The 22,963-nt window shown below is 71.1% G+C and carries 20 protein-coding genes; 13 read left to right on the top strand and 7 right to left on the bottom strand.

The genetic code is table 11. The features are described from left to right. Positions 1-9 precede the first annotated feature (9 nt). Together ACIA5D_RS22020 and ACIA5D_RS22025 are read left to right on the top strand one after the other, a co-directional pair. A complete protein-coding gene (locus ACIA5D_RS22020; protein WP_396032006.1) occupies positions 10-564 on the top strand; it encodes an adenine phosphoribosyltransferase in 555 nt (184 codons plus the stop codon). Between the two features lie 163 nt (positions 565-727). After that, positions 728-3,229 (top strand): RelA/SpoT family protein, encoded by a 2,502-nt coding sequence (locus ACIA5D_RS22025; protein ID WP_396032007.1) that lies wholly within the window; start codon positions 728-730, stop codon positions 3,227-3,229. Positions 3,230-3,317: 88 nt separating this feature from the next. Here the strand turns inward: ACIA5D_RS22025 and ACIA5D_RS22030 are convergent, their stop codons facing one another. Both ACIA5D_RS22030 and ACIA5D_RS22035 read right to left on the bottom strand, forming a co-directional pair. After that, on the bottom strand, positions 3,318-4,142 hold the full coding sequence (locus ACIA5D_RS22030) for a peptidylprolyl isomerase (RefSeq protein ID WP_396032008.1): 825 nt from the start codon (positions 4,140-4,142) through the stop codon (positions 3,318-3,320). A 35-nt stretch (positions 4,143-4,177) separates the two neighbouring features. Further along, positions 4,178-5,032: a peptidylprolyl isomerase gene (locus tag ACIA5D_RS22035; RefSeq protein WP_396032009.1), complete on the bottom strand. Its 855-nt coding sequence runs from the start codon at positions 5,030-5,032 to the stop codon at positions 4,178-4,180. Positions 5,033-5,165: 133 nt separating this feature from the next. On the opposite strand from ACIA5D_RS22035, the gene ACIA5D_RS22040 reads away from it, so the two are divergent. The 3 genes from ACIA5D_RS22040 to ACIA5D_RS22050 are packed head-to-tail and all read left to right on the top strand — an operon-like array spanning position 5,166 to position 8,160. Next, complete coding sequence (locus ACIA5D_RS22040; protein ID WP_396032010.1) at positions 5,166-5,849, top strand: MBL fold metallo-hydrolase; 684 nt, start codon at positions 5,166-5,168, stop codon at positions 5,847-5,849. A 24-nt stretch (positions 5,850-5,873) separates the two neighbouring features. After that, entirely contained in the window at positions 5,874-7,208 is a 1,335-nt protein-coding gene (hisS, locus tag ACIA5D_RS22045) for a histidine--tRNA ligase (protein WP_396032011.1), read from the top strand. A gap of 34 nt (positions 7,209-7,242) precedes the next feature. Continuing rightward, a complete protein-coding gene (locus ACIA5D_RS22050) occupies positions 7,243-8,160 on the top strand; it encodes a hypothetical protein (RefSeq protein ID WP_396032012.1) in 918 nt (305 codons plus the stop codon). Here the strand turns inward: ACIA5D_RS22050 and ACIA5D_RS22055 are convergent. Then, positions 8,150-9,415, bottom strand: a complete 1,266-nt coding sequence (locus ACIA5D_RS22055; protein WP_396032013.1) for a serine hydrolase domain-containing protein — start codon at positions 9,413-9,415, stop codon at positions 8,150-8,152. The genes ACIA5D_RS22050 and ACIA5D_RS22055 overlap by 11 nt on opposite strands. Positions 9,416-9,537: 122 nt before the next feature. On the opposite strand from ACIA5D_RS22055, the gene ACIA5D_RS22060 reads away from it, so the two are divergent. After that, positions 9,538-10,470 carry an acyl-ACP desaturase gene (locus ACIA5D_RS22060; RefSeq protein WP_396032014.1) on the top strand — a complete coding sequence of 311 codons (933 nt, stop codon included), beginning with the start codon at positions 9,538-9,540 and terminating at the stop codon, positions 10,468-10,470. A 9-nt stretch (positions 10,471-10,479) separates the two neighbouring features. On the opposite strand, the gene ACIA5D_RS22065 is transcribed toward ACIA5D_RS22060, so the two are convergent. After that, positions 10,480-10,983 carry a PaaI family thioesterase gene (locus ACIA5D_RS22065; protein WP_396032015.1) on the bottom strand — a complete coding sequence of 168 codons (504 nt, stop codon included), beginning with the start codon at positions 10,981-10,983 and terminating at the stop codon, positions 10,480-10,482. Positions 10,984-11,038: 55 nt separating this feature from the next. Between ACIA5D_RS22065 and ACIA5D_RS22070 the strand changes: the two genes are divergently transcribed. The 7 genes from ACIA5D_RS22070 (at position 11,039) to ACIA5D_RS22100 (ending at position 20,867) form a co-directional block, all read left to right on the top strand. Then, entirely contained in the window at positions 11,039-11,521 is a 483-nt protein-coding gene (locus tag ACIA5D_RS22070; RefSeq protein WP_396032016.1) for a winged helix-turn-helix transcriptional regulator, read from the top strand. Between the two features lie 9 nt (positions 11,522-11,530). Next, complete coding sequence (locus tag ACIA5D_RS22075; RefSeq protein WP_396032017.1) at positions 11,531-13,186, top strand: MFS transporter; 1,656 nt, start codon at positions 11,531-11,533, stop codon at positions 13,184-13,186. 37 nt (positions 13,187-13,223) lie between these two features. Next, positions 13,224-14,003 (top strand): cyanophycinase, encoded by a 780-nt coding sequence (locus tag ACIA5D_RS22080; RefSeq protein ID WP_396032018.1) that lies wholly within the window; start codon positions 13,224-13,226, stop codon positions 14,001-14,003. After that, positions 14,000-16,795: a cyanophycin synthetase gene (gene cphA / locus ACIA5D_RS22085; RefSeq protein ID WP_396032019.1), complete on the top strand. Its 2,796-nt coding sequence runs from the start codon at positions 14,000-14,002 to the stop codon at positions 16,793-16,795. Before ACIA5D_RS22080 ends, cphA begins: the two co-directional genes overlap by 4 nt. 544 nt (positions 16,796-17,339) lie before the next feature. Then, positions 17,340-19,367: a serine/threonine-protein kinase gene (locus tag ACIA5D_RS22090; RefSeq protein WP_396032020.1), complete on the top strand. Its 2,028-nt coding sequence runs from the start codon at positions 17,340-17,342 to the stop codon at positions 19,365-19,367. A gap of 225 nt (positions 19,368-19,592) precedes the next feature. Further along, positions 19,593-19,835 carry a hypothetical protein gene (locus tag ACIA5D_RS22095; RefSeq protein WP_396032021.1) on the top strand — a complete coding sequence of 81 codons (243 nt, stop codon included), beginning with the start codon at positions 19,593-19,595 and terminating at the stop codon, positions 19,833-19,835. A gap of 129 nt (positions 19,836-19,964) precedes the next feature. Beyond that, on the top strand, positions 19,965-20,867 hold the full coding sequence (locus ACIA5D_RS22100; RefSeq protein WP_396032022.1) for a sigma-70 family RNA polymerase sigma factor: 903 nt from the start codon (positions 19,965-19,967) through the stop codon (positions 20,865-20,867). Here ACIA5D_RS22100 and ACIA5D_RS22105 read toward each other — a convergent pair. Genes ACIA5D_RS22105 through ACIA5D_RS22115 form a run of 3 tightly spaced genes read right to left on the bottom strand, consistent with a single transcriptional unit; the run spans position 20,837 to position 22,963 of the window. Beyond that, complete coding sequence (locus tag ACIA5D_RS22105) at positions 20,837-21,604, bottom strand: urease accessory protein UreD (protein WP_396032023.1); 768 nt, start codon at positions 21,602-21,604, stop codon at positions 20,837-20,839. The genes ACIA5D_RS22100 and ACIA5D_RS22105 overlap by 31 nt on opposite strands. Beyond that, positions 21,601-22,323, bottom strand: a complete 723-nt coding sequence (gene ureG, locus ACIA5D_RS22110) for an urease accessory protein UreG (protein WP_396032024.1) — start codon at positions 22,321-22,323, stop codon at positions 21,601-21,603. Before ureG ends, ACIA5D_RS22105 begins: the two co-directional genes overlap by 4 nt. After that, positions 22,313-22,963, bottom strand: a complete 651-nt coding sequence (locus tag ACIA5D_RS22115; RefSeq protein WP_396032025.1) for an urease accessory protein UreF — start codon at positions 22,961-22,963, stop codon at positions 22,313-22,315. The genes ureG and ACIA5D_RS22115 overlap by 11 nt, the downstream gene beginning before the upstream one ends.

A 22,963-nucleotide genomic window follows, 5' to 3' on the forward strand; every position in this document is an offset into this window, starting at 1 on the left:
CTTTGGGCCGTGACTGATCAGACTCCGCGAGGTGACAGCGGGCCCGAGCTGGCGGCCGTGGTCGCGGGCGGCACCGTCGACGTGCCCGACTTTCCCAAGCCGGGCATCGGCTTCAAGGACCTGATGCCGCTGTTCGCCGACGGCCCGGCCTTTCACAAGGTCATCGACGGGATCGTCGCGCACTACCCGGGTGGCTTCGACGTGGTCGCCGGCGTGGAGGCGCGCGGGTTCGTGGTGGCCGCCGCGGTCGCCTACGCGACCGGCAGCGGCGTGGTCCCGGTGCGCAAGGCCGGCAAGCTGCCGCGAAAGGCCCTCAGCGCCTCGTACGCGCTCGAATACGGCGAAGCGACCCTCGAGGTGCACGAAGACGCTTTCATCGCCGGGCAGCGTGTCCTGGTGGTCGACGACGTGCTCGCCACCGGCGGCACGGCCGGAGCGGCCCTCGACCTGGTCGAGCGGGCCGGCGGCACGATCGCGGGCTTCACCGTGCTGATGGAGCTGGCCTTCCTGAAGGGCCGGGAGCGGCTGGCGCCCCGAGAGGTCCACGCGCTGCTAACGGTTTGACCGGTTTGTCGGATTGGGAGTCGTTCTTTCGGAGGTTCGGCCGGGCCATCGGGGAAGACGGTGCGGGTAGGATGGCGTTCCAGACCAGGTGACCAATGGCATGAGCGGACTTCTCCGGCCGACGACGACCGGTGAGGTTCCAGGCGATGGTGTGAGGAGGCCGGTGTCCAGCGACGTCGCCCCTCCGGCGGAGGGCACGGTGCAGCCGACCGAGGACACACAGACCGGCGCGGACGCCACGGCGGCGACGCCCGTCGACGAGCCGCGCGCGGCCGATGCGACCCCACCCCGCCCCGAGGCGGTCCAGCCTCGTCCCGCGGTGCCGACTCCCGCGGTGCCGACTCCCGACCCTGACGTGACGCAGCCGATGCCGCCCGGCGAGGAGCCCAGCGGCGGCTTCGGCCTGGCCAGCGCGCCGACCGGCCGGCGGGTGCGCGCCCGGCTCGCCCGGTTCAACGCGCCCTGGCAGAGCACCCAGGTCAGCGAGGTTCTCGAGCCGCTGATCGCCACCCACCGGGCCAGCCACCCCAAGGCCGACGGCCGCCAGCTCCAGCGCGCCTTCGACGTGGCCGCCCGCTGGCATTCGGGTCAGTACCGCAAGTCCGGCGACCCGTACATCACGCACCCGCTCGCCGTGGCGACGATCCTGGCCAACTTGGGCATGGACACGACCACGCTGGTGGCGGCCCTGCTGCACGACACGATCGAGGACACCGACTACTCGCTCGACCAGATGAAGACCGACTTCGGCGGCGAGGTGGCGCTGCTGGTCGACGGCGTGACCAAGCTCGACCGGGTCAAGCTGGGCGACGCGGCCAAGGCCGAGACGATCCGCAAGATGGTCGTCGCCATGGCGAAAGACCCGCGCGTGCTGGTCATCAAGCTGGCCGACCGGCTGCACAACATGCGTACGCTGACCTTCCTGCCCCGCGCCAAGCAGGAGCAGAAGGCCAAGGAGACGCTCGAGATCCTCGCCCCGCTGGCCCACCGCCTCGGTATGAACACGATCAAGTGGGAGCTGGAGGACCTCGCGTTCGGCACGCTGTTCCCCAAGCGGTTCGAAGAGATCAACCGCCTGATCGGCGAGCACCAGCCGCAGCGCGAGGCGCTGCTGCGCCAGGTGACCAACCGGGTCTCGCTCGACCTGAAGTCGGCCAAGATCAAGGCAGAGACCACCGGACGGCCGAAGCACCTGTACTCGATCTATCAGAAGATGATCGTGCGGGGCCGCGACTTCAACGACATCTACGACCTGGTCGGCGTGCGCATCCTGGTCGACACGGTCCGCGACTGCTACGCCGCGCTGGGCGTCATCCACGCGAACTGGCAGCCGGTGCCGGGCCGGTTCAAGGACTACATCGCGATGCCGAAGTTCAACATGTACCAGTCGTTGCACACGACGGTCATCGGCCCGACCGGCAAGCCGGTCGAGATGCAGATCCGCACGTTCGCCATGCACCGTACGGCCGAGTTCGGCATCGCCGCGCACTGGAAGTACAAGGAGCAGAAGGGCGCGACGATCGTCGGCCCGCCGGCGCACATCGACGAGATGACCTGGCTGCGGCAGCTGCTCGACTGGCAGCGTGAGGCGAGCGACCCGTCGGAGTTCCTCGACGCGCTGCGCTTCGACCTCTCCAGCCAGGAGGTCTACGTCTTCACGCCGAAGGGCGACGTGATCCCGCTGCCCACCGGCTCGACCCCGGTCGACTTCGCGTACGCGGTGCACACCCAGGTCGGGCACAAGTGCATCGGCGCGCGGGTCAACGGCAAGCTGGTCCCGCTCGAGTCGACGCTCTCCAACGGCGACGTCATCGAGATCTTCACGTCGAAGTCGGCCACGGCCGGACCGACGCAGGACTGGCTGGGCTTCGTCAAGAGCCCCCGCGCCCGTACGAAGATCCGGCAGTTCTTCAACAAGGAGCGCCGCGAGGAAGCGATCGAGATCGGCAAGGAGTCGATCGTCAAGGCGATGCGCAAGCAGGGCCTGCCCCTGCAGCGCATGCTGACCAGCGAGAACCTGACGACCATCGCACGCGACCTGCACCTGGCCGATGTGGCCTCGCTGTACGCGGCGGTGGGCGAGAACACGGTCTCCGCGCAGTCGGTCGTGCAGAAGCTCGTGGCCGGCTTCGGCGGCGAGGAGGGCGCGGTCGAGGACATCGCCGAGACCGCCGTCGCGACCCGCCCGCCGCGCAACCGCAGCACCGCGCAAGATCCGGGCGTCGTGGTCAAGGACGTCAGCGACGTGTGGGTCAAGCTGGCCCGTTGCTGCACGCCCGTGCCCGGCGACGCCGTGTTCGGCTTCGTCACCCGTTCCGGCGGCGTGAGCGTGCACCGCGAGGACTGCGCCAACGCGGAAGACCTGCGCGAGCAGTCCGAGCGCGTCGTCGAGGTCAGCTGGAAGCCGACCAGCGCGTCGACGTTCCTGGTCGCTATCCAGGTCGAGGCGCTCGACCGCCACAAGCTCCTGGCCGACGTCACGCGGGTGCTTTCCGAGGAGCGCGTGAACATCCTCTCGGCAACGGTCACCACGACCCGTGACCGGGTGGCCGTGAGCCGGTTCACCTTCGAAATGGCCGACCCGAAGCATCTGGGCCACCTGGTGGCCGCGGTTCGCAAGGTCGACGGCGTTTTCGACGCCTACCGGGTCACTTCCGGAGCCTGAGCGACACGGAGCCTGAGCGACACGGAGCCTGAGCGACACAAAGGAAGGGCGGGGCTTTCGGCCCCGCCCTTCCTCGTGCAACGTGCACCTACGACATCGTCAGAGCCTTGATGTCGAGCTCTTTCTTCGGGTGGCCGCCGCCCGCTTGCTGGGCGAACGCGCCGTCGTCGCCGGCCTTGACCACGTCTTTCACGATGTCGAGGCCCGTGGTGATCGTGCCGAGCAGCGTGTAGCTCGCGGGGAGCTGCGTGTTCTCGGAGCAGATGAAGAACTGGCTGCCGGTGCTGCCGGCCTGGCCCGTGTTCGCCATGGCGATCGAGCCGGCGGGGTACGGGTTGTTGGTGTCGGTCGGCAGGTTTTCCTCGGCCATCGTGTAGCTCGGGCCGCCCTGGCCGTCGGTTTCGCGGTAGCCCTTGCCGGTGGCGAACGGGTCGCCGCACTGCAGCACCTTGAAGCTCGCCTCGTTGACGAGCCGGTGGCACTTCGTGTTGTCCCAGAACTTCTTGCTGCTCAGGAACGCGAAGCTCTCGGCGGTGCACGGCACCTTCGACTTGTCGAGGGTCGCCACGATCTTGCCGAGGTTGGTGTCCATGGTCAGGGTGGCGGTGCCGGTGTTGGCCGCGGTGGCCGGCGGGGTGCCGACGTCCTTGACCTTGCCGCCACCGGTGTCCGGCGTCCAGGTGCACGCGACCTGGCCCGCGGGCACGCCGCTCGCAGCCGGGGTGCCCTTCTTGTCATCCTTCATCGCGGCCACGATCCACACCGCGGCGCCGGCGATGACCACGACCGCGATCGCCGAACCGATGATGGCCTGCCGCTGGCGGCGCTTACGAGCGGCCGCGGCGCGCTCGGCCATCTCCTTCTCGAGCCGGGCCCGCGCCGCCGCGCGCTGCCGGTCCTTGATCGACGACACGGTGTTCCTCCTGCTGGGTGTTCGGCCTGGGGGATTTAAGACTGTGCGCTCGCCGAGGGCGCCGCGGAGGCAGCCGTCTGCCCGACGGTGAGGCTGGTGATCGTGATCTTCTTGGTCGGCTTGACCTTGTCGCCGATGTCGTTCGCGACGGTGGGGATCTTGGCGATCTTGTCAACGGTGGGCATGCCGCCGGTGACCGAGCCGACGATCGAGTACTCGGGGGTGGCCGGCGAGTAGTCCTTGAAGAAGATCAGGAACTGGCTGCCGTTGGTGCCGGGCGGGTTGCCGATCAGCGCCACCGTGCCCTTGGGGTAGAGCGGGGTCTTGCCGGCCGGGGCGGTGCTCGCCGACGGGTCGGGCGCGGTCGGGGTGTTCTCGCTGTACACGCTGTACGTCGGGCCGCCGAGGTTGGTGCCGCTCGGGTCACCGCAGTGGATCGCGCCGTACGTCGTGATCTCGTGGCACGTGGTGTTGTCGTAGAAGTTCTTGCTCGCCAGGTAGCGAAGGCTCGCGGCGCCGCAGGGCGAGGAGGTCACGTCCAGCGTGACCTCGATCGGGTCGCCCTGGTCGGTCTTGACGGTCATCGTCTCGGTGCCGTCGACCGGGAAGTCCTTGGTGGGCGGGGTGCCGACGTCCTTGAGGTTGGTGTTCGACGTGGCGCTCTGCGGCGTCCAGGCGCAGATGTCCTGGTCGGCGGCGTTGGTCGTGTCGTCGGAGTCGAACGCCCCGCCGATCCAGGCGATACCGGCGACGATCAGGAGGACCGCGACACCCGCCCCGACACCGGCATACATCCGACGCCTTCGCCGTTCTTTGACGGCTCGCCGCGCCATCTGCCGATCGAGCTTCGCCCGGGCGAGCTTGCGCTGCCGGTCCTTACTGGATGCCACCGAACGCTGCCCTTCCTTTTGTGTCGTGTCACACGCCCGCAAGAGTGTACGGGTACCTCCTGGGAAAGTGGTGTGCCCCCGCCCGGCTAGGCTCGTTACGATTCGTACCCGATCTGTCTGTGGAGTGGGTCCCTTGCTCGTCACTGGGTTTCCGGCTGAAGCCTTCGGCACCAATTGCTATGTGGTGGCCGCCGGGCCGGGCGAGCAATGCCTGATCGTCGATCCCGGCATCGGGGTGCTCGACCAGCTCGACGAGGTGCTTGCCGAGCACCGGCTGCAGCCCGCCGCGGTGCTGCTCACGCACGGGCACCTCGATCACACGTTCTCGGTGGCGCCGGTGTGCGGGGCCAGGGGGATCCCGGCCTACGTGCACCCGGCCGACGGCGAGATGCTGGCCGATCCGGCCAAGGGGCTGAGCGCTGATCTGTCGGCTTTGTTCGGCGGTCGCCTGACATATACGGCGCCTTCGGACGTCGCCGAGCTGACCGACGGGGCCGTTCTCAACCTGGTCGGCCTCGAGGTGACGGTCGATCACGCCCCTGGCCATACCGGCGGGTCGGTGCTGTTCCGCCTGCCCGGAGACGATTCGCCGCTCTGCCTTTCCGGCGACGTGCTCTTCGCGGGATCCATCGGACGCACCGACCTGCCGGGCGGGAGCACCCCGACGATGATGACGAGCCTGCGCGACAAGATTCTGCCGCTGGCCGATGAAACCGTCGTCCTGCCCGGCCACGGACCGGCCACCACCATCGGCCGCGAGCGCGCGAGTAACCCGTACCTGCGGGAACTGATCGCCGCGCCCGGCCGGGGACTCTGACCATATTCCGAGGAGATTTTGAGAATGCCGATTTCCGGCTTCCCCGAATGGCTGCCCGCGCAGCGCATCATCGAGCAGAGCGTGATCGACCGGATCCGTTCGACTTTTGAGCTCTACGGATTCGCGCCGTTGGAGACGCGATCGGTCGAGCCGCTCGACACCCTGTTGAGCAAGGGAGAGACCTCGAAGGAGGTCTATCTGCTGCACCGCCTCCAGGCGACCGACGACGCCCCGAGCGATGACCAACTTGGCTTGCACTTCGACTTGACCGTGCCCTTCGCCCGATATGTCGTGGAAAATGCGGGCAAGTTGGTCTTTCCGTTCCGGCGCTACCAGATCCAGAAGGTGTGGCGGGGTGAGCGGCCGCAGGAGGGCCGCTACCGGGAGTTTCTGCAGGCCGACATCGACGTGGTCAACCGGGACAACCTGCCGTTCCACTACGACACCGAGATGCCGCTGGTCATCGGCGACGCGCTGAGCGGGCTGCCGATCCCGGCGGCGCGCATCCAGGTCAACAACCGAAAGGTGTGCGAGGGGTTCTACCGCGGGCTGGGCCTGACGGACACCGACCAGGTGCTGCGCACGGTGGACAAGCTCGACAAGATCGGTCCTTCGCGCGTTGCGGACCTGCTGGTCGAGACGGCCGGGGCGACCCCGGCGCAGGCCGCCGCGTGCCTCGACCTCGCCGCCATCTCGGCCGAGGATGCCTCCTTCGTGGACGCGGTGCGCAAGCTGGGCGTCGGCGATCCGCTGCTCGACGAGGGGCTCGAGGAGCTCGTCCGCGTCGTGGAGACCGCCCGCGAGCACGCGCCCGGCCTGGTTGTCGCCGAGCTCAAGATCGCCCGTGGCCTCGACTACTACACCGGCACCGTGTACGAGACCCAGCTGCGCGGCTACGAGAGGTTCGGGTCGATCTGCTCGGGCGGCCGCTACGACAACCTCGCCTCCTCGGGCAAGGACCGGTTCCCCGGCGTCGGCATCTCGATCGGGGTGTCCCGCATGCTCGGCCTGCTTTTCGGGCAGCAGGCGCTCGGCGTCTCCCGCTCGGTGCCGACCTGCGTGCTGGTGGCGCTGCCGCACGAGGACCAGCGGGTGGCCTGCGACCGGATCGCCGCGTCGCTGCGGCGACGCGGCATCCCCACCGAGGTTGCGCCGACCGCCGCGAAATTCGGCAAGCAGATTCAGTACGCGGACCGGCGCGGGATTCCGTACGTGTGGTTCCCCGGCGGGTCCCCGGATTCCGGCGGCCCGTCCTCCGACGAGGTCAAGGACATCCGCTCGGGCGAGCAGGTCACCGCGGACGCGGCCGCCTGGGCGCCGCCGGCCGCCGATCTGCACCCGGTCGTCGCCGGCGCTTGACTCTCCCCTTGGGGGAGACGCCAGGCTCGAAGCCATGCACACGTACACCGGCTCCGGGCCCTACTGCTACGCCAACTCGCTTTCGATGATCCTCGGACCGGCGGCGCCACCGCCGCCGGTCATCGAGGTGCTGACCGGCTCGCCGTTCGGCTTCGAGCTGATCGGCGGGCGGCGGCCACTGTTCGACCCGTACGGCTGGGATCCCGATCGCGGCCTCGACGACGCGATCGGCCAGCTCGGCTTCGCGTTCCGGCGCACCGGGGCCGACGACGACGAACAGGCCCTCGCGATGCTGCGCGACGCCGTCCGGGCCGGGCCGGCGCTGGCCGGGCCGCTCGAATTGGGCCTGCTGCGCCACCAGCCCGGCATGACCGGTCCGATCGGGGCCGATCACTTCGTCGTGGTGCTCGAGGCCGACGAGGCGACGGTGCTCTTCCACGACCCGCAGGGCCATCCGTACGCGACGCTGCCGACCCCGCAGTTCCTGGCCGCGTGGCGGGCCGACACCATCGCCTACCGCTCCAAGCCGTACTCGTTGCGGTACGGCTTCGAGGGCCCGCTCTACGCCATCGGCGCGCGACAGGCGCTGGGGTCGGCGATCCCCCGCGCGATCGCGTGGCTGCAGGGGCGCACCGATCTCGAGGTGCCGCCGGGTACGCTGGGCAACGCCGACGGGGTTCTCCGGCTCGCCGAGATGGTCGCCGACGGTTCCGCCGACAATGACTTCCTGGCGAACTTCGCCGTCCAGGTCGGCGCCCGGCGGCTCGCCGACGCCGCCACCGCGCTCGACCTCCTCGGCCTGGGCCGCGCCGCCGAGGTGGCCACCCGTCAGGCGCGCCTGGTCGGCAGCCTGCAGTACGCCGTCGTGGCCGGCGAGACCGGCGCGGCGTGCGAGACGCTGCGCCGGCTCGCCCCCACCTACGAGGAGCTGACGAAACGCCTCACCGGCTGACCAGCCCGCGCATCACCTCGACGGTTTGCGGCATCTTGGGCATCGTGCGGGCGCGTGCGGCGACGGCGTTGCTGTCGTCGCCGCACAGCGCGACGTAGAGGAAGTTGATCAGCGCGATGTCGATCGGGTGGGGCTCGGTGTTCGAGGTCTGGTAGAACGCCATGCTCTGGGCGTATGTCACCTGGCGGCTGCCGTCCGGGCTGTGCCACGACACCGTCTGGTGGCCGATCGTGCCGCCGTCGTGGCCCCAGAACCGGCCGCACGGCAGATCGACCCAGTACAGCCCGAGGCCGTAACCGCCGGCCGCCGGGTCCTCCGGCACGCTCGGCACGGTCGTCTGCATCTGGGCCAGCTGGGCCGGCCGCAGCAGCTTCCCGGTGAGCAGCGCGCGGTAGAAGACGTCCAGGTCCCGCGCCGTCGACACCATCTCTCCGGCGGCCCAGCCCCACGACATGTTGTAGTGCGTGAAGTCCTTGAGCGTCCCGTCGGGCCACGGCACGTAGGCGTGCATGTGCGGGCCGCGGATGTCGAACTCGTTGCCCTCGAAGTAGGTGTCGCGCAGGCCCAGCGGGCGCAAGATCCGGTTGGTGACCTCCGCGCGGTAGCTGTGGCCGGTCACCCGCTCGATGATGAGCCCGGCGAGTATGTAGTTGGTGTTCGAGTACGAATGCATCGCGCCGGGCGCGTTGGTGGGGCCGACGCCCACGCCGAGCCGCACCAGCTGCTCGGGGGTGTAGATGGTCTTGCCCATCGTGATCAGGTCGTCGAGGGTCGTGAAGATCGCGTTGGCGTAGTCGCCGATCCCGCTGGTGTGGTTGAGCAGCATCCGCACGGTCACCTGCCGGGCCAGGCCGGCGGGGACGAGACCGCGGTGCAGGTACCGGCCGATCGGCGCGTCCAGGGCGATCCGGCGCTCGCCGGCGAGCTGGAGCATGGTCGTGGCGGTGAAGGTCTTGGTGATGCTGCCGACCCGGTGCCGCATCCCGTCGCGCACCGGGGCGCCGGTGGCGACGTCGGCGACGCCGGTGGTCGGGGTCCAGGTGCGGCGGCCGTCGCGCACCTCGGCGAAGGCGCCGGGCATCCCGGCGGCGTGCACGGCATCGAGCTGTTCCTGGAGCAATGCGCCGAAATCGTCTCTTGTCGTCGCCGCGGCGGCGGGGACGACGGGGGCGATCAGGGCGGTAGAAACGGTCAGAACGGTCAGAACGGTCAGGGCGCGTCGCAACACTGCTGCCTCCCGGGTCGTTTGAGCCATCCATGATGGTCTAACCAGACAAATGCGGGCCCGCCACTTCGAGTCAGCTGTGAATCCTCCGCCCCTCTGTGAGGAACCGGGGGTGAGAGGCTACGGTTGCGTAGGTTACGCAACCGTAGGGAGTGATCGTGGACCAAACCGCCCTGCTCATCGAGCTGGAGCCCGTGGTGGCCGAGAACCTCGACCGGCATCTGTCGCTGGCCAAGGAATGGTTCCCGCACGAGTACGTGCCGTGGAGCGAGGGGCGTACCTTCGACGGCCTCCTGAACGGCGAGCCGTGGCGCGAGGACGACTCCGCGATCCCGGACGTGGCCCGCACGGCCCTGATCGTCAACCTGCTGACCGAGGACAACCTGCCCTCGTACCACCACGAGATCGCCACCCTCTTCGGGCGCGACGGCGCGTGGGGCACCTGGGTGCACCGCTGGACGGCCGAGGAGGGCCGGCACGGCATCGCCCTGCGCGACTACCTGACGGTCACCCGGGCGGTCGACCCGACCGCGCTGGAGCGGGCCCGGATGACCCACATGCAGGCCGGCTACGCCAACGCGCATCCCGAAGAGATGATGCACTCGATCGCGTACGTGGCGTTCCAGGAGCTCGCCACCCGCATCTCGCACCGCAACACCGGCAAGGCGACCGGCGACCCGATGGCCGAGCAACTGCTGGCCCGGGTGGCGGCCGACGAGAACCTCCACATGGTCTTCTACCGCAACCTGCTGGCGGCGGCCTTCGACCTGGACGCCGACAAGGCGATGCGGGCGGTGGCCGACGTGGTGGCGGGCTTCGAGATGCCGGGGGCGAACATCGAGGGCTTCCAGCGCAGGGCGCTGTCGATCGCCCTGGCCGGCATCTACGACCTGCGCCAGCACCGCGACGAGGTGTTGCAGCCGGTGCTGCGCCAGTGGAACGTCTTCGGCCGTACCGGCCTGACGGCCGAGGGCGAGAAGGCGCGCGACGAGCTGGCGGCCCACATGGAGAGCCTCGACGTGCAAGCGACCCGCTTCGAGGAGAAGCGCGAGGCCAGGCGGCTGCGCCAGATCCAGAAGCCCTGAGACGCCGCGCTAGGCGGGCATCTCGAAGAGCATGCACGAGCTTGTCGCGTGGGCCAGCAGGCGGCCGGCATCGTCCTTCAGGCCGGCCTCGGCCAGGGCGGTGCGGCGGCCGCGCTGGAGGACCTTGCCGGTGCAGACGATGCGGCCGGTGGCGATCGTGACGGGCCGGAGGAACTTCACCGTCAGGTCGAGGCTGGTGTAGCCGACGCCCACCGGCAGCGTGCTGTGGACCGAGCAGGCGGCGGCGGTGTCGAGCAGGGTGGAGATGACGCCGCCGTGCATGGTGCCCAGGGGGTTGTAGTGGAACTCCTGAGGATCCAGGCGCAGCGTGACGCTGCCCTCCTCGACCTCCATCGACGCCAGGTCGATCAGATGCATGATGGGCGGCGCCGGGAAGTCGCCCCTCGCCATCGCCTGCAGGAAGTCCAGGCCGCTCCGGCGGCCGATCTCGGCGGCGTGGGTGGCGGGGTCGGTCCAGCCGAAGGTGCGGGTGCGCTCCTGGGTCTGCGTCATGGATCCAGGCTTCGGGTGGTTGCTGCGTCTGTCAAGTAGACCTAGCCTGGCTGTCATGAATCCCACAGCGTCCTTCGACGCACTGAGCTGGTCGATCGACGGCTGCACGATCGGGCGGGCGATGGAGGTGCTCGGCGAGAAGTGGACCCTCGTGGTGCTGCGGGAGGTCTTCAACGGGATCCGCCGCTTCGACGACATGCGGGTGCGGACCGGCATCCCACGGCAGGTGCTTACCAACCGGCTCGCGATGCTGGTGGAACAGGGCGTGCTGCGGCGCGAGCCGTACCGGGAGCCGGGGGCGCGCGAGCGGCACGAGTACCGGCTGACCCGCAAGGGGCTCGACGTCTACCCCGTGCTGATCACGCTGCTGGAGTGGGGCAACCGGTACCTGGCCGACCCGGGCGGGCCGCCGCTGCGGTTTGCGCACCGTGACTGCGGGGCAGAGGTGCACGCCGAGCTGCATTGTTCGGCGGGCCATCGGTTGGAGGACCCGCGTGAGGTTGTGCCGAGGCCCGGTCCGGGGGCACGCCGCCGATAGGTTCGTGCGGTGACGACTACGGCCTCGCCCACGGTCTCGCCCTGGGCGCCGCTGCGCCGGACGGTGTTCCGGAACCTGTGGATCGCCGTGCTCGCCAGCAACGTCGGCACCTGGATGCAGACCGTCGGCGCGCAGTGGCTGGTCGTGCCCGAGCCGAACGCCGCCACCTGGGTCAGCTCGGTGCAGGCCGCGACGACCATCCCGGTGCTGCTGCTCGCGCTGCCGTCGGGGGCGCTCGCGGACCGGTTCGACCGGCGCCGGCTGCTGCTGGCCGTGCAGTCCGGCCTCTTCGTCGTCGGGTGCGTGCTGACCGCGCTGACGGTCATGGACCTCATGCCGCCGCCGTTGCTGCTGGTCTTCACCTTCCTGCTCGGGGTCGGGCAGGCGCTGACGCTGCCGTCCTGGCAGGCGATCATCCCCGAGGTCGTCCCGCGGGACGAGATTCCGTCCGCCTCCGCGCTCGGGGCCGTCAACACCAACCTGGCCCGGTCGGCCGGCCCCGCCGTGGCGGGCCTGCTCGTGGCGCACATCGGCCCCGCCGCGGTCTTCGCGATCAACGCGGTCTCCTTCGGGGTCTTCGCGCTCGCCCTGCTCATCTGGCGACGGAAGCCGCGTACCCCGGCCTCGCATCCGGAGCACCTGGGATCGGCGCTCCGCGCCGGCGGGCGATACGTCCGCTATTCGCCGGTGGTGCGAAGGCTGCTCGGCCGGGTCGTCCTCTTTGTCCTGCCGGGCAGCGTCATCTGGGGCCTCCTCCCGCTCGTGGCCCACCAGGAGCTGCACATGGGCGCGAGCGGGTACGGCATCCTGCTGGCCGCGCTCGGCGTGGGCGCGATCGCCGGCGCCCTGCTCATGCCGAGGATCCGCGACCTGATCACGCCCAACCGGCTGGTCGCCCTGGCCGGCGTCGTCTACGGCCTCGCCCTGATCGTCATCGCCCTGGTGCCCGACCGCTACGCGGTCACCGCCGTGCTGGTCGCCGCCGGGCTGGCCTGGATGACCCTGGTCTCCCGGATGAACGCGACCCTGCAGCTCTTCCTCCCGAACTGGGTGCGCGCCCGCGGTTTCGGCATCTACCAGGTGGTGTTCGCCGGCGGGCAGGCCGTCGGCGCCCTGCTCTGGGGCCAGGTCGCGCAGAGCAGCAGCCTGCGGGTCGCCTACCTGGCCGCGGCGGCCCTCATGCTGCTGGGCACCGTCACCGTCGCCTGGTGGCCGATCCACGAGCAGGACGGCACCGACCGCAGTCCCGCGATCTTCTGGGCCGAGCCGCACCTCATGCTCGAGCCCCACCTCGACGAGGGCCCGGTGCTGGTCACCGCGATGTACCGGGTCGACGAGAAGAACGTGGATGCCTTCCGCGAGGCGATGGAGGACCTGCGGGGCTCCCGGCAGCGCACCGGCGCGACCCGCTGGGGCCTGTTCCGCGACGGCGAGGACCCGGCCCGCTTCGTCGAGGTCTATCAGGTGCCGACGTGGGCCGAGCACCTGCGCCAGCACGAGGGCCGGCTGACCGTGCGCGACGAGGAGATCGAGGAGAAGGCCGCCGCGCTGGCCCGCGGCCCGGCGGAGATCACGCATCTGCTGCCCGCCGACGGGAACGCGGACAGGAACACCGATGGGAACTCGGACGGGAACGCAGGGGGCAAACCAGACTCAGGGCATTAGCCGGATGTTTCGTATTTGTTCCGATTAACCTGAGGCTGTGTCGAGTCGCCGGCTCCTGATCATCGGCGGCGCGGCCGGACCGGGCCTGCTCGGCCGCTTCGTCTCGCTGGCCGGCGGCGCGGCAGCCCGCATCGTCGTGATCGCCACCGCCAGTTCCGCACCCGCCGAAGCCGAGAGCGCCCACCGTGAGGCGTTCACCGCATTGGGCGCCGGCGAGGTGCACGCGCTGCGTCTGACCACCCGGGCCGAGGCCAACCGGCCGCAGCCGCTGTTGCGCGAATCCACCGGCGTCTTCTTCACCGGCGGCGACCAGGAGCGGATCTCGTCGGTCATCGGCGGGACGGCCACCGACGCGGCGCTGCAGGAGCATCACCTGATCGCGGGGACCAGCGCGGGCGCGGCCGTCATGTCCGGCACGATGATCGTCGAGGGCGACGGGCCCGGGGTGACGCGGGCCAGCGTGCGCACCGGCCCCGGCCTCGAGCTGCTGCCCGGCGTGCTGATCGACCAGCATTTCGCCGAGCGCGGCCGGGTCAACCGGCTGCTCAGCGCCGTCGCCCTCTATCCGCACGAGCTGGGCCTCGGCATCGACGAGGACACCGCGATCCTCACCGACGGCGACCGTTTCGAGGTGCTCGGCTCGGGCGCGGTCACCGTGATCGACGCCGGCGCCGCCACCGACATCCGGGTTCCCGCCCAGGGCCCGATCACCCTGGCCGGCGCGCGCATCCACGTGCTCGCCGCCGGGCACACCTTCCACCTCACGGGACGCCGGCCGGTCGTCGACGCACCCGCGCCTGAACGGGGAGTCGTATGAAGATCGAGAGCCTGCGCCGCCTGCGCGGACCCAACGTGTATCTGTCCCGGCCCGCGATCGTCGCCGGCGTGCGGCTGGAGGAGCTGGCCGGCCGGGAGACCTCGGACGTCACCGGCTTCGCCGAGCGGCTGCTGCGCGCGCTGCCGGGGCTGGCCGACCATCATTGCGCGGCCGGCGCGCCGGGCGGGTTCGTCAGCCGGCTGCGCGGCGGCACCTATTTCGGCCACGTCACCGAGCACGTCTGCCTCGAGCTGTCCCAGCTGATCGGGCGGGACGTGAGCTTCGGCCGTACGGTCTCGGCGGGGGAACCGGGGCTCTATCACCTGATCATCGAGTGCCCGGTGGACGAGCCGGCCGAGTCGGAAGTGCCGGGCGACCTGCTGGCCGTCGCCGTCGACCTGGTCACCGAGATCGTGGCCGGGGTGTCGTACTCGAGCGTCGCGCTGGCCGCCGCCGGCGCCGGCGTACCTCAGATGCAGCATGGATCGGCGGCCCGCCTGGCGTTGCTGGCCGCGACCGCCGAACGGGAGGCCACCGGCCCGAGCACCCGGGCGATCATCGCGGCAGCACGACGGCGTGGCATCCCGGTCGAGCGCTGCGCCGACCTCAGCCTCGTGCGGCTCGGCTGGGGCAATCGGCGCCGGCTGGCCTGGGCCGCGATGAGCGACCGCACCAGCGGCGTGGGCATCGACATCGCCGGGGACAAGGAGATCACCCGGCGGCTGCTCATCGACGCGGGCGTGCCCGTACCGGCCGGTGGCGTCGCGCGGTCGGCCGCCGAGGCCGCGCGACTGTTCGCCACGCTCGGCGCGCCGGTCGTCGTCAAACCACGCCAGGGCCGGCAGGGCGATCGGGTCACGCTCAGCGTGACGACCGGGGCCGAGACCGCGTACGCCTTCGCGGCGGCCGGCCAGGACGTGGTCATCGAACGGCAGCTGGGCGGGCGGGACTACCGGGTGCTGGTGGTGAACGGTGAGATCGTCGCCGCGGCCGAGCGGATCGCCGCCCACGTTGTCGGGGACGGCCACAGCACCGTCGCCGAGCTCGCCGACCGCACCAACACCGATCCGCGCCGGGGCGCCGGCCACTCCCGCGTGCTGACCCGGATCACCGTGGACGACGCGTCGATGCGGGTGCTGGAGCGGCAGGGCTGTTCTCTCGGCGACATCCCGGCGACCGGGGAGACTGTCTGGCTGCGCGAGACCACGAACCTCTCCACCGGCGGCACCAGCCACGACGTCACCGACCGGGTGCATCCCGACGTGGCCCGGCTCTGCCTGCGGGTCGCCGCGCTGGTCGGGCTGGACATCGCCGGCATCGACCTGCGGCTGCCCGGCATCGCTGAGCCGCTGCCGCCGGTCGCCGACGGCCAGGAGGTCGCGAGCGGCGTGATCGAGGTGAACGCGGTGCCGGGCCTGCGGATGCACCTGGCGCCGGTGCGCGGCCGGTCGCGCGACGTGGGCGACGCGATCGTCCGGGCGATGTTCCCGGCCGGCTCCGACGGCCGCATCCCCACCGCCGCGGTGACCGGCACGAACGGCAAGACCACGGTGGCCCGGCTGACCGCGCATCTGCTCGGCGACACCGGCATGCGGGTCGGGCTGACCACCACCGACGGCGTGAGCATCGACGGCCGCACGATCTTCCGGGCGGACGCGACCGGGCCGCTCTCGGCGCAGATGGTGCTCGGCGACCCCGGCGTGCAGGCCGCGGTGCTGGAGACGGCACGGGGCGGGCTGCTGCGGCGCGGACTCGGCTACGACTGGTCGGACGTCGGGGTGATCACCAACATCACGGCCGACCACCTCGGGCAGGACGGGCTGGACACGATTGAGGACCTCGCGCACGCCAAGGCGCTGGTGGCCGAGCGGGTGCGCGACGGCGGCACGCTGGTGCTCAACGCGGACGACCCGTGGGTGCGCTCGCTGGTGGACCGGCCGCGGGTGCGCGCCGACCGCAAGCGGCTCGTGTGGTTCGGGCTCGACCCGCGGGAGCCGGTGGTGGTCGAGCATCTGGCCAAGGGCGCGACCGCGTATCTGATGCACGACGGATGGCTGGTGCAGGCGACCGGCGCCCGGCGGACGCCGCTGCTGCGGGTGGCCGACCTCCCCGGGGCGTACGGCGGGGCGGCGCCGCACGCGGCCGCGAACGCCCTCGCGGCGGTGGCGGCGTCGCGGGCGCTCGGGGCCGGCCAGGAGTCGGTGGCGAGCCGGCTCGCCGACTTCGACCCGCCGGTGGCGAACCCGGGCCGGGCCACGCTGCTGCGGATCGGCGACGTCTCGATCTTCGTGGACTACGCGCACAACCCGGCCGCGCTCGCCGCCACGCTGCGCACCCTGCACCGGCTGTGGGGCGTCGAGCGGTGCGTGGCCGCGGTGACGCTGCCCGGCGACCGCCGCGACGACCTGCTGGCGGCGTGCGCGCAGATCGTCGCCGACGGGGTGGGCCGGGCCGTGCTCTACGACGACGAGGATCCGCGCGGCCGGCAGCCGGGGGAGGTGTCGGCACTCGTGGAGCGGGAGATGCGGGCGCGCCGGCCCAAGCTGCTGGCGCTGCGGGCGGACGGCTACCGGGACGCGATCACCGAGGCGCTGCGGCTGGCCGGGCCCGGGGACGTGGTGCTGGTGCTCTACGAGTCGCTGGCGCCGGTGCTCGCGTTGCTGGCCGAGCTGGGCGCGGTGCGCGGGTCGGACGTGCCGGTGCCGTCCGCGATGGCGCTGCCGGCGACGAAAGCGCCGGGGGCGGCCACGTCGCCGGCCCGCGAGCTGGCGCCGGGCGTTCTGCTGGGATAACGGGCCGGGAGTCCGACTTATCGGAGAAGGACACGCCGCGTGATGATGTTGGCACGCGGAAATGGCTGATCAGTCGGGCGGATCACCCGATCAGATGGGGTTGCACAGGTAGATCCTTCAACATTTGCCATAGGGCGAGTAATTAAAGATCATCAGTACGTGACGGGTTTGGTCTCTCTGCGTGACGCGTTGACGACAGCAAGTGGAGCTGTTGGATATGGACATTCAGAAACTAGAACTAGCGACGCATCGGCCTTATCCAGAAAAAATAGGATATGTACGGCGAATCGGCACGGTAAACAGTCCTTGATCCGACTTTCAGCCCCTTCTAGATCACCCCGACGGGTGGCATATGCGCGGAAACGGTCCGTAACGATCCGCAGGTAGAGCACGCTTCCGGCGTCTCGTGATAGTGCCCGAGGTGGGCTAACATCCTCGCCGTCGAGGGGGAACGCCCGGTCCGACCGCGGTCCTGGCATACCCCGGCGTCGGGTGGCATGGCGGTGCGACCCGGCGTTTCTTCGGAGCGCGCATGTGGGGGCACATGAGCACGACGGACCTGCCCGGTTCGAGCCTGCTGGCCGGTAGATACCGGCTGGTAGAGCGGCTCGGCGCCGGCGGGATGTCAGTGGTGTGGCGAGGGTTCGACGAGGTCCTCGGACGGCAGGTCGCGGTCAAAGTCCTGCCGCCGTCGACGAGCGCCGACCCGGCCTTCCGGCGCCGGCTACGGGCTGAGGCCCAAGCCGCTGCCCGGCTCAGCCACCCGAACATCACGAATGTCTACGACTACGGCGAGGCCACCACGGTTGATGGCGAGCCCGTCCCGTACGTCGTCATGGAATTGATCGACGGCGAGTCGCTCGCCGCCGTACTGGCCCGGACCCGCCGGCTGCCCTGGCAGCACGCGGTCCGGATTACCGCCGAGGTCGCCGCGGCGCTCGCGGCCGCGCACTCGCGCGGCATCGTGCACCGCGATGTCACCCCGGCCAACGTCATGCTGACCCCGACCGGGGCCAAGGTTGTCGACTTCGGCATCTCGGCCCTGATCGGGGAGAACGACATAGACCCCGACGGCAGCCTGCTCGGCACCCCGGCGTACCTCGCGCCGGAGCGGCTCGAGGGCGGCCAGGTCAGCCCGGCCACCGACGTGTACGCGGTGGGCCTGCTGATCTACCGCACGCTGATCGGCCAGCTGCCCTGGGACGTCGGCACCACCACGGCGCTGCTGCGCGCCCATCAGTACGTGGAGCCCGACCCGCTGCCGCAGGTCGAGGGCCTGCCGCCGGCGATCGACGCGCTGGTCGGCCGCTGCCTGGAGAAGCACCCGTCCGACCGGCCGTCCAGCGCCGAGCTCGCGCAGGTGCTGGCCCAGCTCGCGGCCGGCGCGCCGATGGCCGCCCGCGGCTACGTCCCGGACTGGGGCGAGAACGGCGAGGACACCACGATCCTGCCGGCGCAGCGGTCCTACCCCGACGTGATCCGCAAGGAGCCGGAGCCGGTCGGCGAGGAGCCGGAGGCCCCGGCCCGCAACAGCCGGTTCGCCGAGCTCAAGTCGGGCCCGGTCATGATCGGGGCAGCGGCCGCGGGTGCGGCAGCCGCCGCCGAGGCAGCCGCGGCCGAGGGTCCCAACCTGCGTAAGGCCTTCGACAACAAGCCCGGCGACCCGCCGCCCACCGACCAGGACAAGGCCCGCAACAACTCGCGTGTCCACACCCGCCGGGTGCTGGTCGCGGCGGGTGCGGTCCTGCTGCTCGGCGCCGGCACGTACGGGTGGAGCCTGACCAGCAACCTCAACGGCGGATCCGGGGGCGCGAACGCCGCCGGCCGCCCGCAGCCCAGCGTTGTTCCGGCCACCGGCAAATGCGTGGTCAGCTACGCGGTCTGGTCGGACGGGAACGGTCAGTTCAAGGCTCAGGTGACGCTGGCCAACCGGGCCGACGCCGCGGTGAACAACTGGAAGCTGTGGTTCATCATGCCGGGCGACCAGGTCGTCTCCGGCAACGGCAAGTCGCAGCTCACCCAGGCCGGCCAGACGGTGACGGTCAGCTCGGCCGCCGCGCTCGAGCCGCAGACCGCGCTGACCGTGCCGATCACCGGCCGCTACCAGCTCAACAACACGGCGCCGCTGGCGTTCATGCTCAACAACCGCACCTGCGAGACGTTCGTGTCGTCGAAGCCGGGCGAGCCGTCCCGGCAGGTCGAGCACCTGTCGGACGGCACCGCGCGGCTCGCGGCGACGCCGTCGACGAGCAACCCGACGGTGGGCATCTCGGTCGACCCGGGCGGCATCGTGCACATCACGCCGACCACGGCGCCGGCCACGACGCCCGGCGGGGGCGGCACGACGACCACCACGCCGACGCCGACGGCGACCGAGACCACGACGCCGACCACCACCTCCACAACGACGCGGGCCAACCCCGGTGAGCCGCCGGAAAGCACGTCGCCGCCGACCACCACGCCGACCGCCGAGGTGACCAGCGATCCGGTGGTCGACCCGACCACCAGCTCCGCGGTCCCACCGCCGCCACCACCGGACTCGTGCGACGTGGCCGACCCGAGCTGCAGCTGATCGCCGTTGATCGGCCGTCCGGCGGAAAACCACAAGCCGGGCGGCCGATCAACGCGTTAGGGTGAAAGCGATGTGAGCAGGCACTTTCTGGAGCGATCCGCGATCTGCGTGCCTGAGCTACCGATGAGAGACGACCGCACGGCGTGGCTGCCACCGGCCTCCGTCCGGGCGGGCAAGAATCGCTCCAGCGGGGCCATATCGTCGTACATCGGGGAGTCCGAGCAAATGATCAGCATTGTGAAGGATCTGGCGGCGGAGGCGCTGTTCGTCTCGTGCCTGCAGCCGTCCGAGTACCCCAGCAGGCAGGCGGTGGAGCAGGCGGTCACCGCGATGATCCTGCTGCACGGCAGCGACGGCTGCGCGGCCGAGGTGGCCACCGAGTTCGGTGATCACCCGGAGATCGCGGTCCGCCGTATGCACTGGGTGCATGACGAGCTCATCGGCGTCGTCACGCCCGCCATGAACTGAAACCTGAGCTTTTCTCGCAAAAAGCACCCCAAAAGCAACCGAGTTCGGCCGTCGCTGCACCTTTCGGCGACCAACGTCTTCCTCGTCAGCCGGTTTTCACCAACCGGTCGTATGAGCGAGGAGGACCACGTGACGACCACGACCGAGCTCCCCGCCACCATCGGCACGACCCACGACGCGCCATCCGCGCGTGACATCGAGGACCTCGTCCGCGAAAACATGCCGATGGTTGGCCATCTGGTCCGGGAACTGCTCAACCGGGTCCCGGGCCATGTACACGCGGATGACCTGTCCTCGGCCGGATTCGCCGCTCTGCTCGGCGCGGCCCGATCATTCGACGTGACCAGGGGAATTCCCTTCCACCGCTTCGCCGCGGTCCGCATCCGCGGCGCCCTGCTGGACGAGCTGCGCGGGCAGGACTGGGCCAGTCGCTCGGTGCGGGCCCGGGCCCGGCGCACCGCGGCCGCCCGCCAGGAGCTCACCGCCGCGCTGGGCCGCACGCCCACCGACGCCGAGGTCGCGGAGTTGCTGGGCATCGGCGTGGCCGAACTCGCCACCGTCGAGGACGACGTGCAGAAGGCCGCCCTGCTCAGCCTTCAGGGCTTTCCCACGGGCGCGGCCGAGGAGATGGTTCCGGAGATGTCGGAGGGGCCGGAGGACCTGCTGCTCAAGCGCGAGCGGCTCGGCTACCTGCACCAGGCGATCCAGGCCCTGCCCGAGCGGCTGCGGCTGGTGGTGACCGAGTCGTTCCTGCAGGAGCAGCCCCTCAGCGACGTGGCGGCGCGCCTGGGCGTGACCGAGTCCCGCATCTCCCAGCTGCGCACCGAGGCCCTTCAGCTGCTCCGTGAGGGCCTGAACAGCTCACTGGCGCCCGAGCTGCTCACCGTGGCGGCCGGCGGCCCACGCACCCGCAAGGGGTGCCTGCAGCGCCGTCGCTCGGAGTACTTCGCCCGGGTCGCTCAGCAGGGCAACCTGCACACCCGGCTGGCGATCACCGACAGTCACGGCGTTCCCATCGCCGTCGCGGCGTGAGAAGCGAGGGCCGGGGCGGGCCGTGGCTTTTCCGCGCAGAGTGGGTCCAGCGCCGCCCGTACCTCGCGGATGTCCCTTCCCACGGCCGTGGCGAGCACGCCCGGACCAGCCAGCTTCATGATCGCGGCCTGCGATGTCGCGAGGAGGGCGCCGGGCAGGCCGGGGACGCCCACGAGGGTGCCCAAGGCCCGGAAGTCGCCGAGGACGGCGGGGGAGCGCAGATCCGGGCCCACCGCGAGGTCGTGCCGGTAGAGGGTCCGGCCGGCGTGGCGGATCGTGGTGGACAGGCGGACCGTGCCGGTGGGCTCGGCGTGCCGGCCGAGGACCAGGTCCTCCCGCCACAGCAGGTTGCCGCCGTCGGCCACCTCGACCCGGGTGTCGGTCCGGTGGTCGCACCCCGTTGCCGCGATCAACGGCTCGGGCTGCCAGTCGAGCGTGCCGGCGACCTGTGCGTCCACCGAAAGCAGGGACGGCCGTAGCCCCGGCTTGCCGGGCAGCGCCAGTTGCGCGGCCACGCTCCGTACGATCAAATGCGCAGCCGCACCCACCGTGACCTCCACGCGGAGCTCGTCGCCACGCAGCGGCCCGGCCGCGCCACCGACCAGATGGACCGTCACGCTCACGCCGCCACGACCGCCGGTGCGGCGAAGCAGCAACGGCGACTCGCCGCGCAGCACGGCCAGCCGCGTGCCGCCGCGGCCGTCCGACTCGGCGACGATGCGCGCGACCGCCTTCACCTCGGGGGCAGGAGCGCGCTGATCCAGTCGGCGACCGCGGTGGCGTTGCGGTCATCGACCAGCGAGACGAAGACGGTGGGCAGGTCGCCCCGGCGTTCCTTGGCGTCGTGCTCCATCACGGCCAGGTCGGCGCCGACGAGCGGGGCCAGATCGGTCTTGTTGATCACCAAGAGGTCGGCGGCGGTGACGCCGGGACCGCCCTTGCGCGGCACCTTGTCGCCGCCGGCCACATCGACCACGAAGATCTGCTTGTCGATCAGGCCCTTGCTGAACGTGGCGGTCAGGTTGTCGCCGCCGCTCTCCACCAGCACCAGGTCGAGCGGGCCCAGGGTGGCCTCGAGGTCCTCGACGGCGTCCAGGTTGGCGGAGATGTCGTCGCGGATCGCGGTGTGCGGGCAGCAGCCGGTCTCGACGGCGCGGATGCGCTCGGCGGGGAGCACGCCGTTGCGCAGGAGGAAATCGGCGTCCTCGGTGGTGTAGATGTCGTTGGTGACCACGGCGAGACGCAGTTGCTCGCCCAGGGCGCGGCACAGGGCGGCGACCAGGGCGGTCTTGCCGGAGCCGACGGGACCGCCGATCCCGATCCGGAGCGCCCGTGGTCCCGCCGCGAGCGCCTGGTGCGGGTCTTGATCCGGGTGCGGATGCGTGTGTGGCGTCGGCGGGACGTAGTTGTCGGAGGGCCGGGGCCAGGCCCCGCCGGTGGAATGGTCAAGATGCAAAGAGACGCACCTCCCAGGTCGCGTGGTGTTCGGCGCCGATGTCGAGCAGGGGAGCGCCCGCCGCCGGCAGGTCGTCGACCGGGTCGTCGGCGCGGCGTGCGGCCTCCCGCGCTATCCGGTCACATTCGGGTGCGTTTTGTGCGATCAGCGCATGCGTCGCATAGGGGTCGAGACCCAGCAGTCGCACGGCCGCGCCGGCCACGCCGGCGACAGTTCCGTGCGCGGCGGCGACGGCGGCCTCCCCGGGGCCCAGACCCGCGGCGTGCGCGAGGACGCCCAGCGCGGTGGGCTGGTGCGGGGAGCGGCCGATCGCCGGCAGCGCCCACATGGCCCGGCCGGCCCGCAGCAGTGCCCGGCCCTGGGCGCGCGAGGCCTTGCGCAGTGCGGGGGAGGGCGTGCGGGCGTCGAGGCCGTCGTCGAGAGCCTGCCACTCGGCCGGTCGTCGGCAAGCGGCCGCGGCGAAGGCGGCCGAGACCAGGCCGGCGGTGGCCAGCTTGCCGCGGAGGAACGCGCCCACGTCGTCGAGGTCGCGTACGCGGCCGGCGGCGACCTGGGCCTCGAGACCGCCGGAGTGGGCGTGCGCGCCGGACGGCAGCCGGCCGTCGGCGAGCACCAGCAGCGTCGCGAGGCTCATGGTCAT

Source organism: Actinoplanes sp. NPDC051513, from assembly GCF_044454685.1.
Taxonomy (GTDB): domain Bacteria; phylum Actinomycetota; class Actinomycetes; order Mycobacteriales; family Micromonosporaceae; genus Actinoplanes.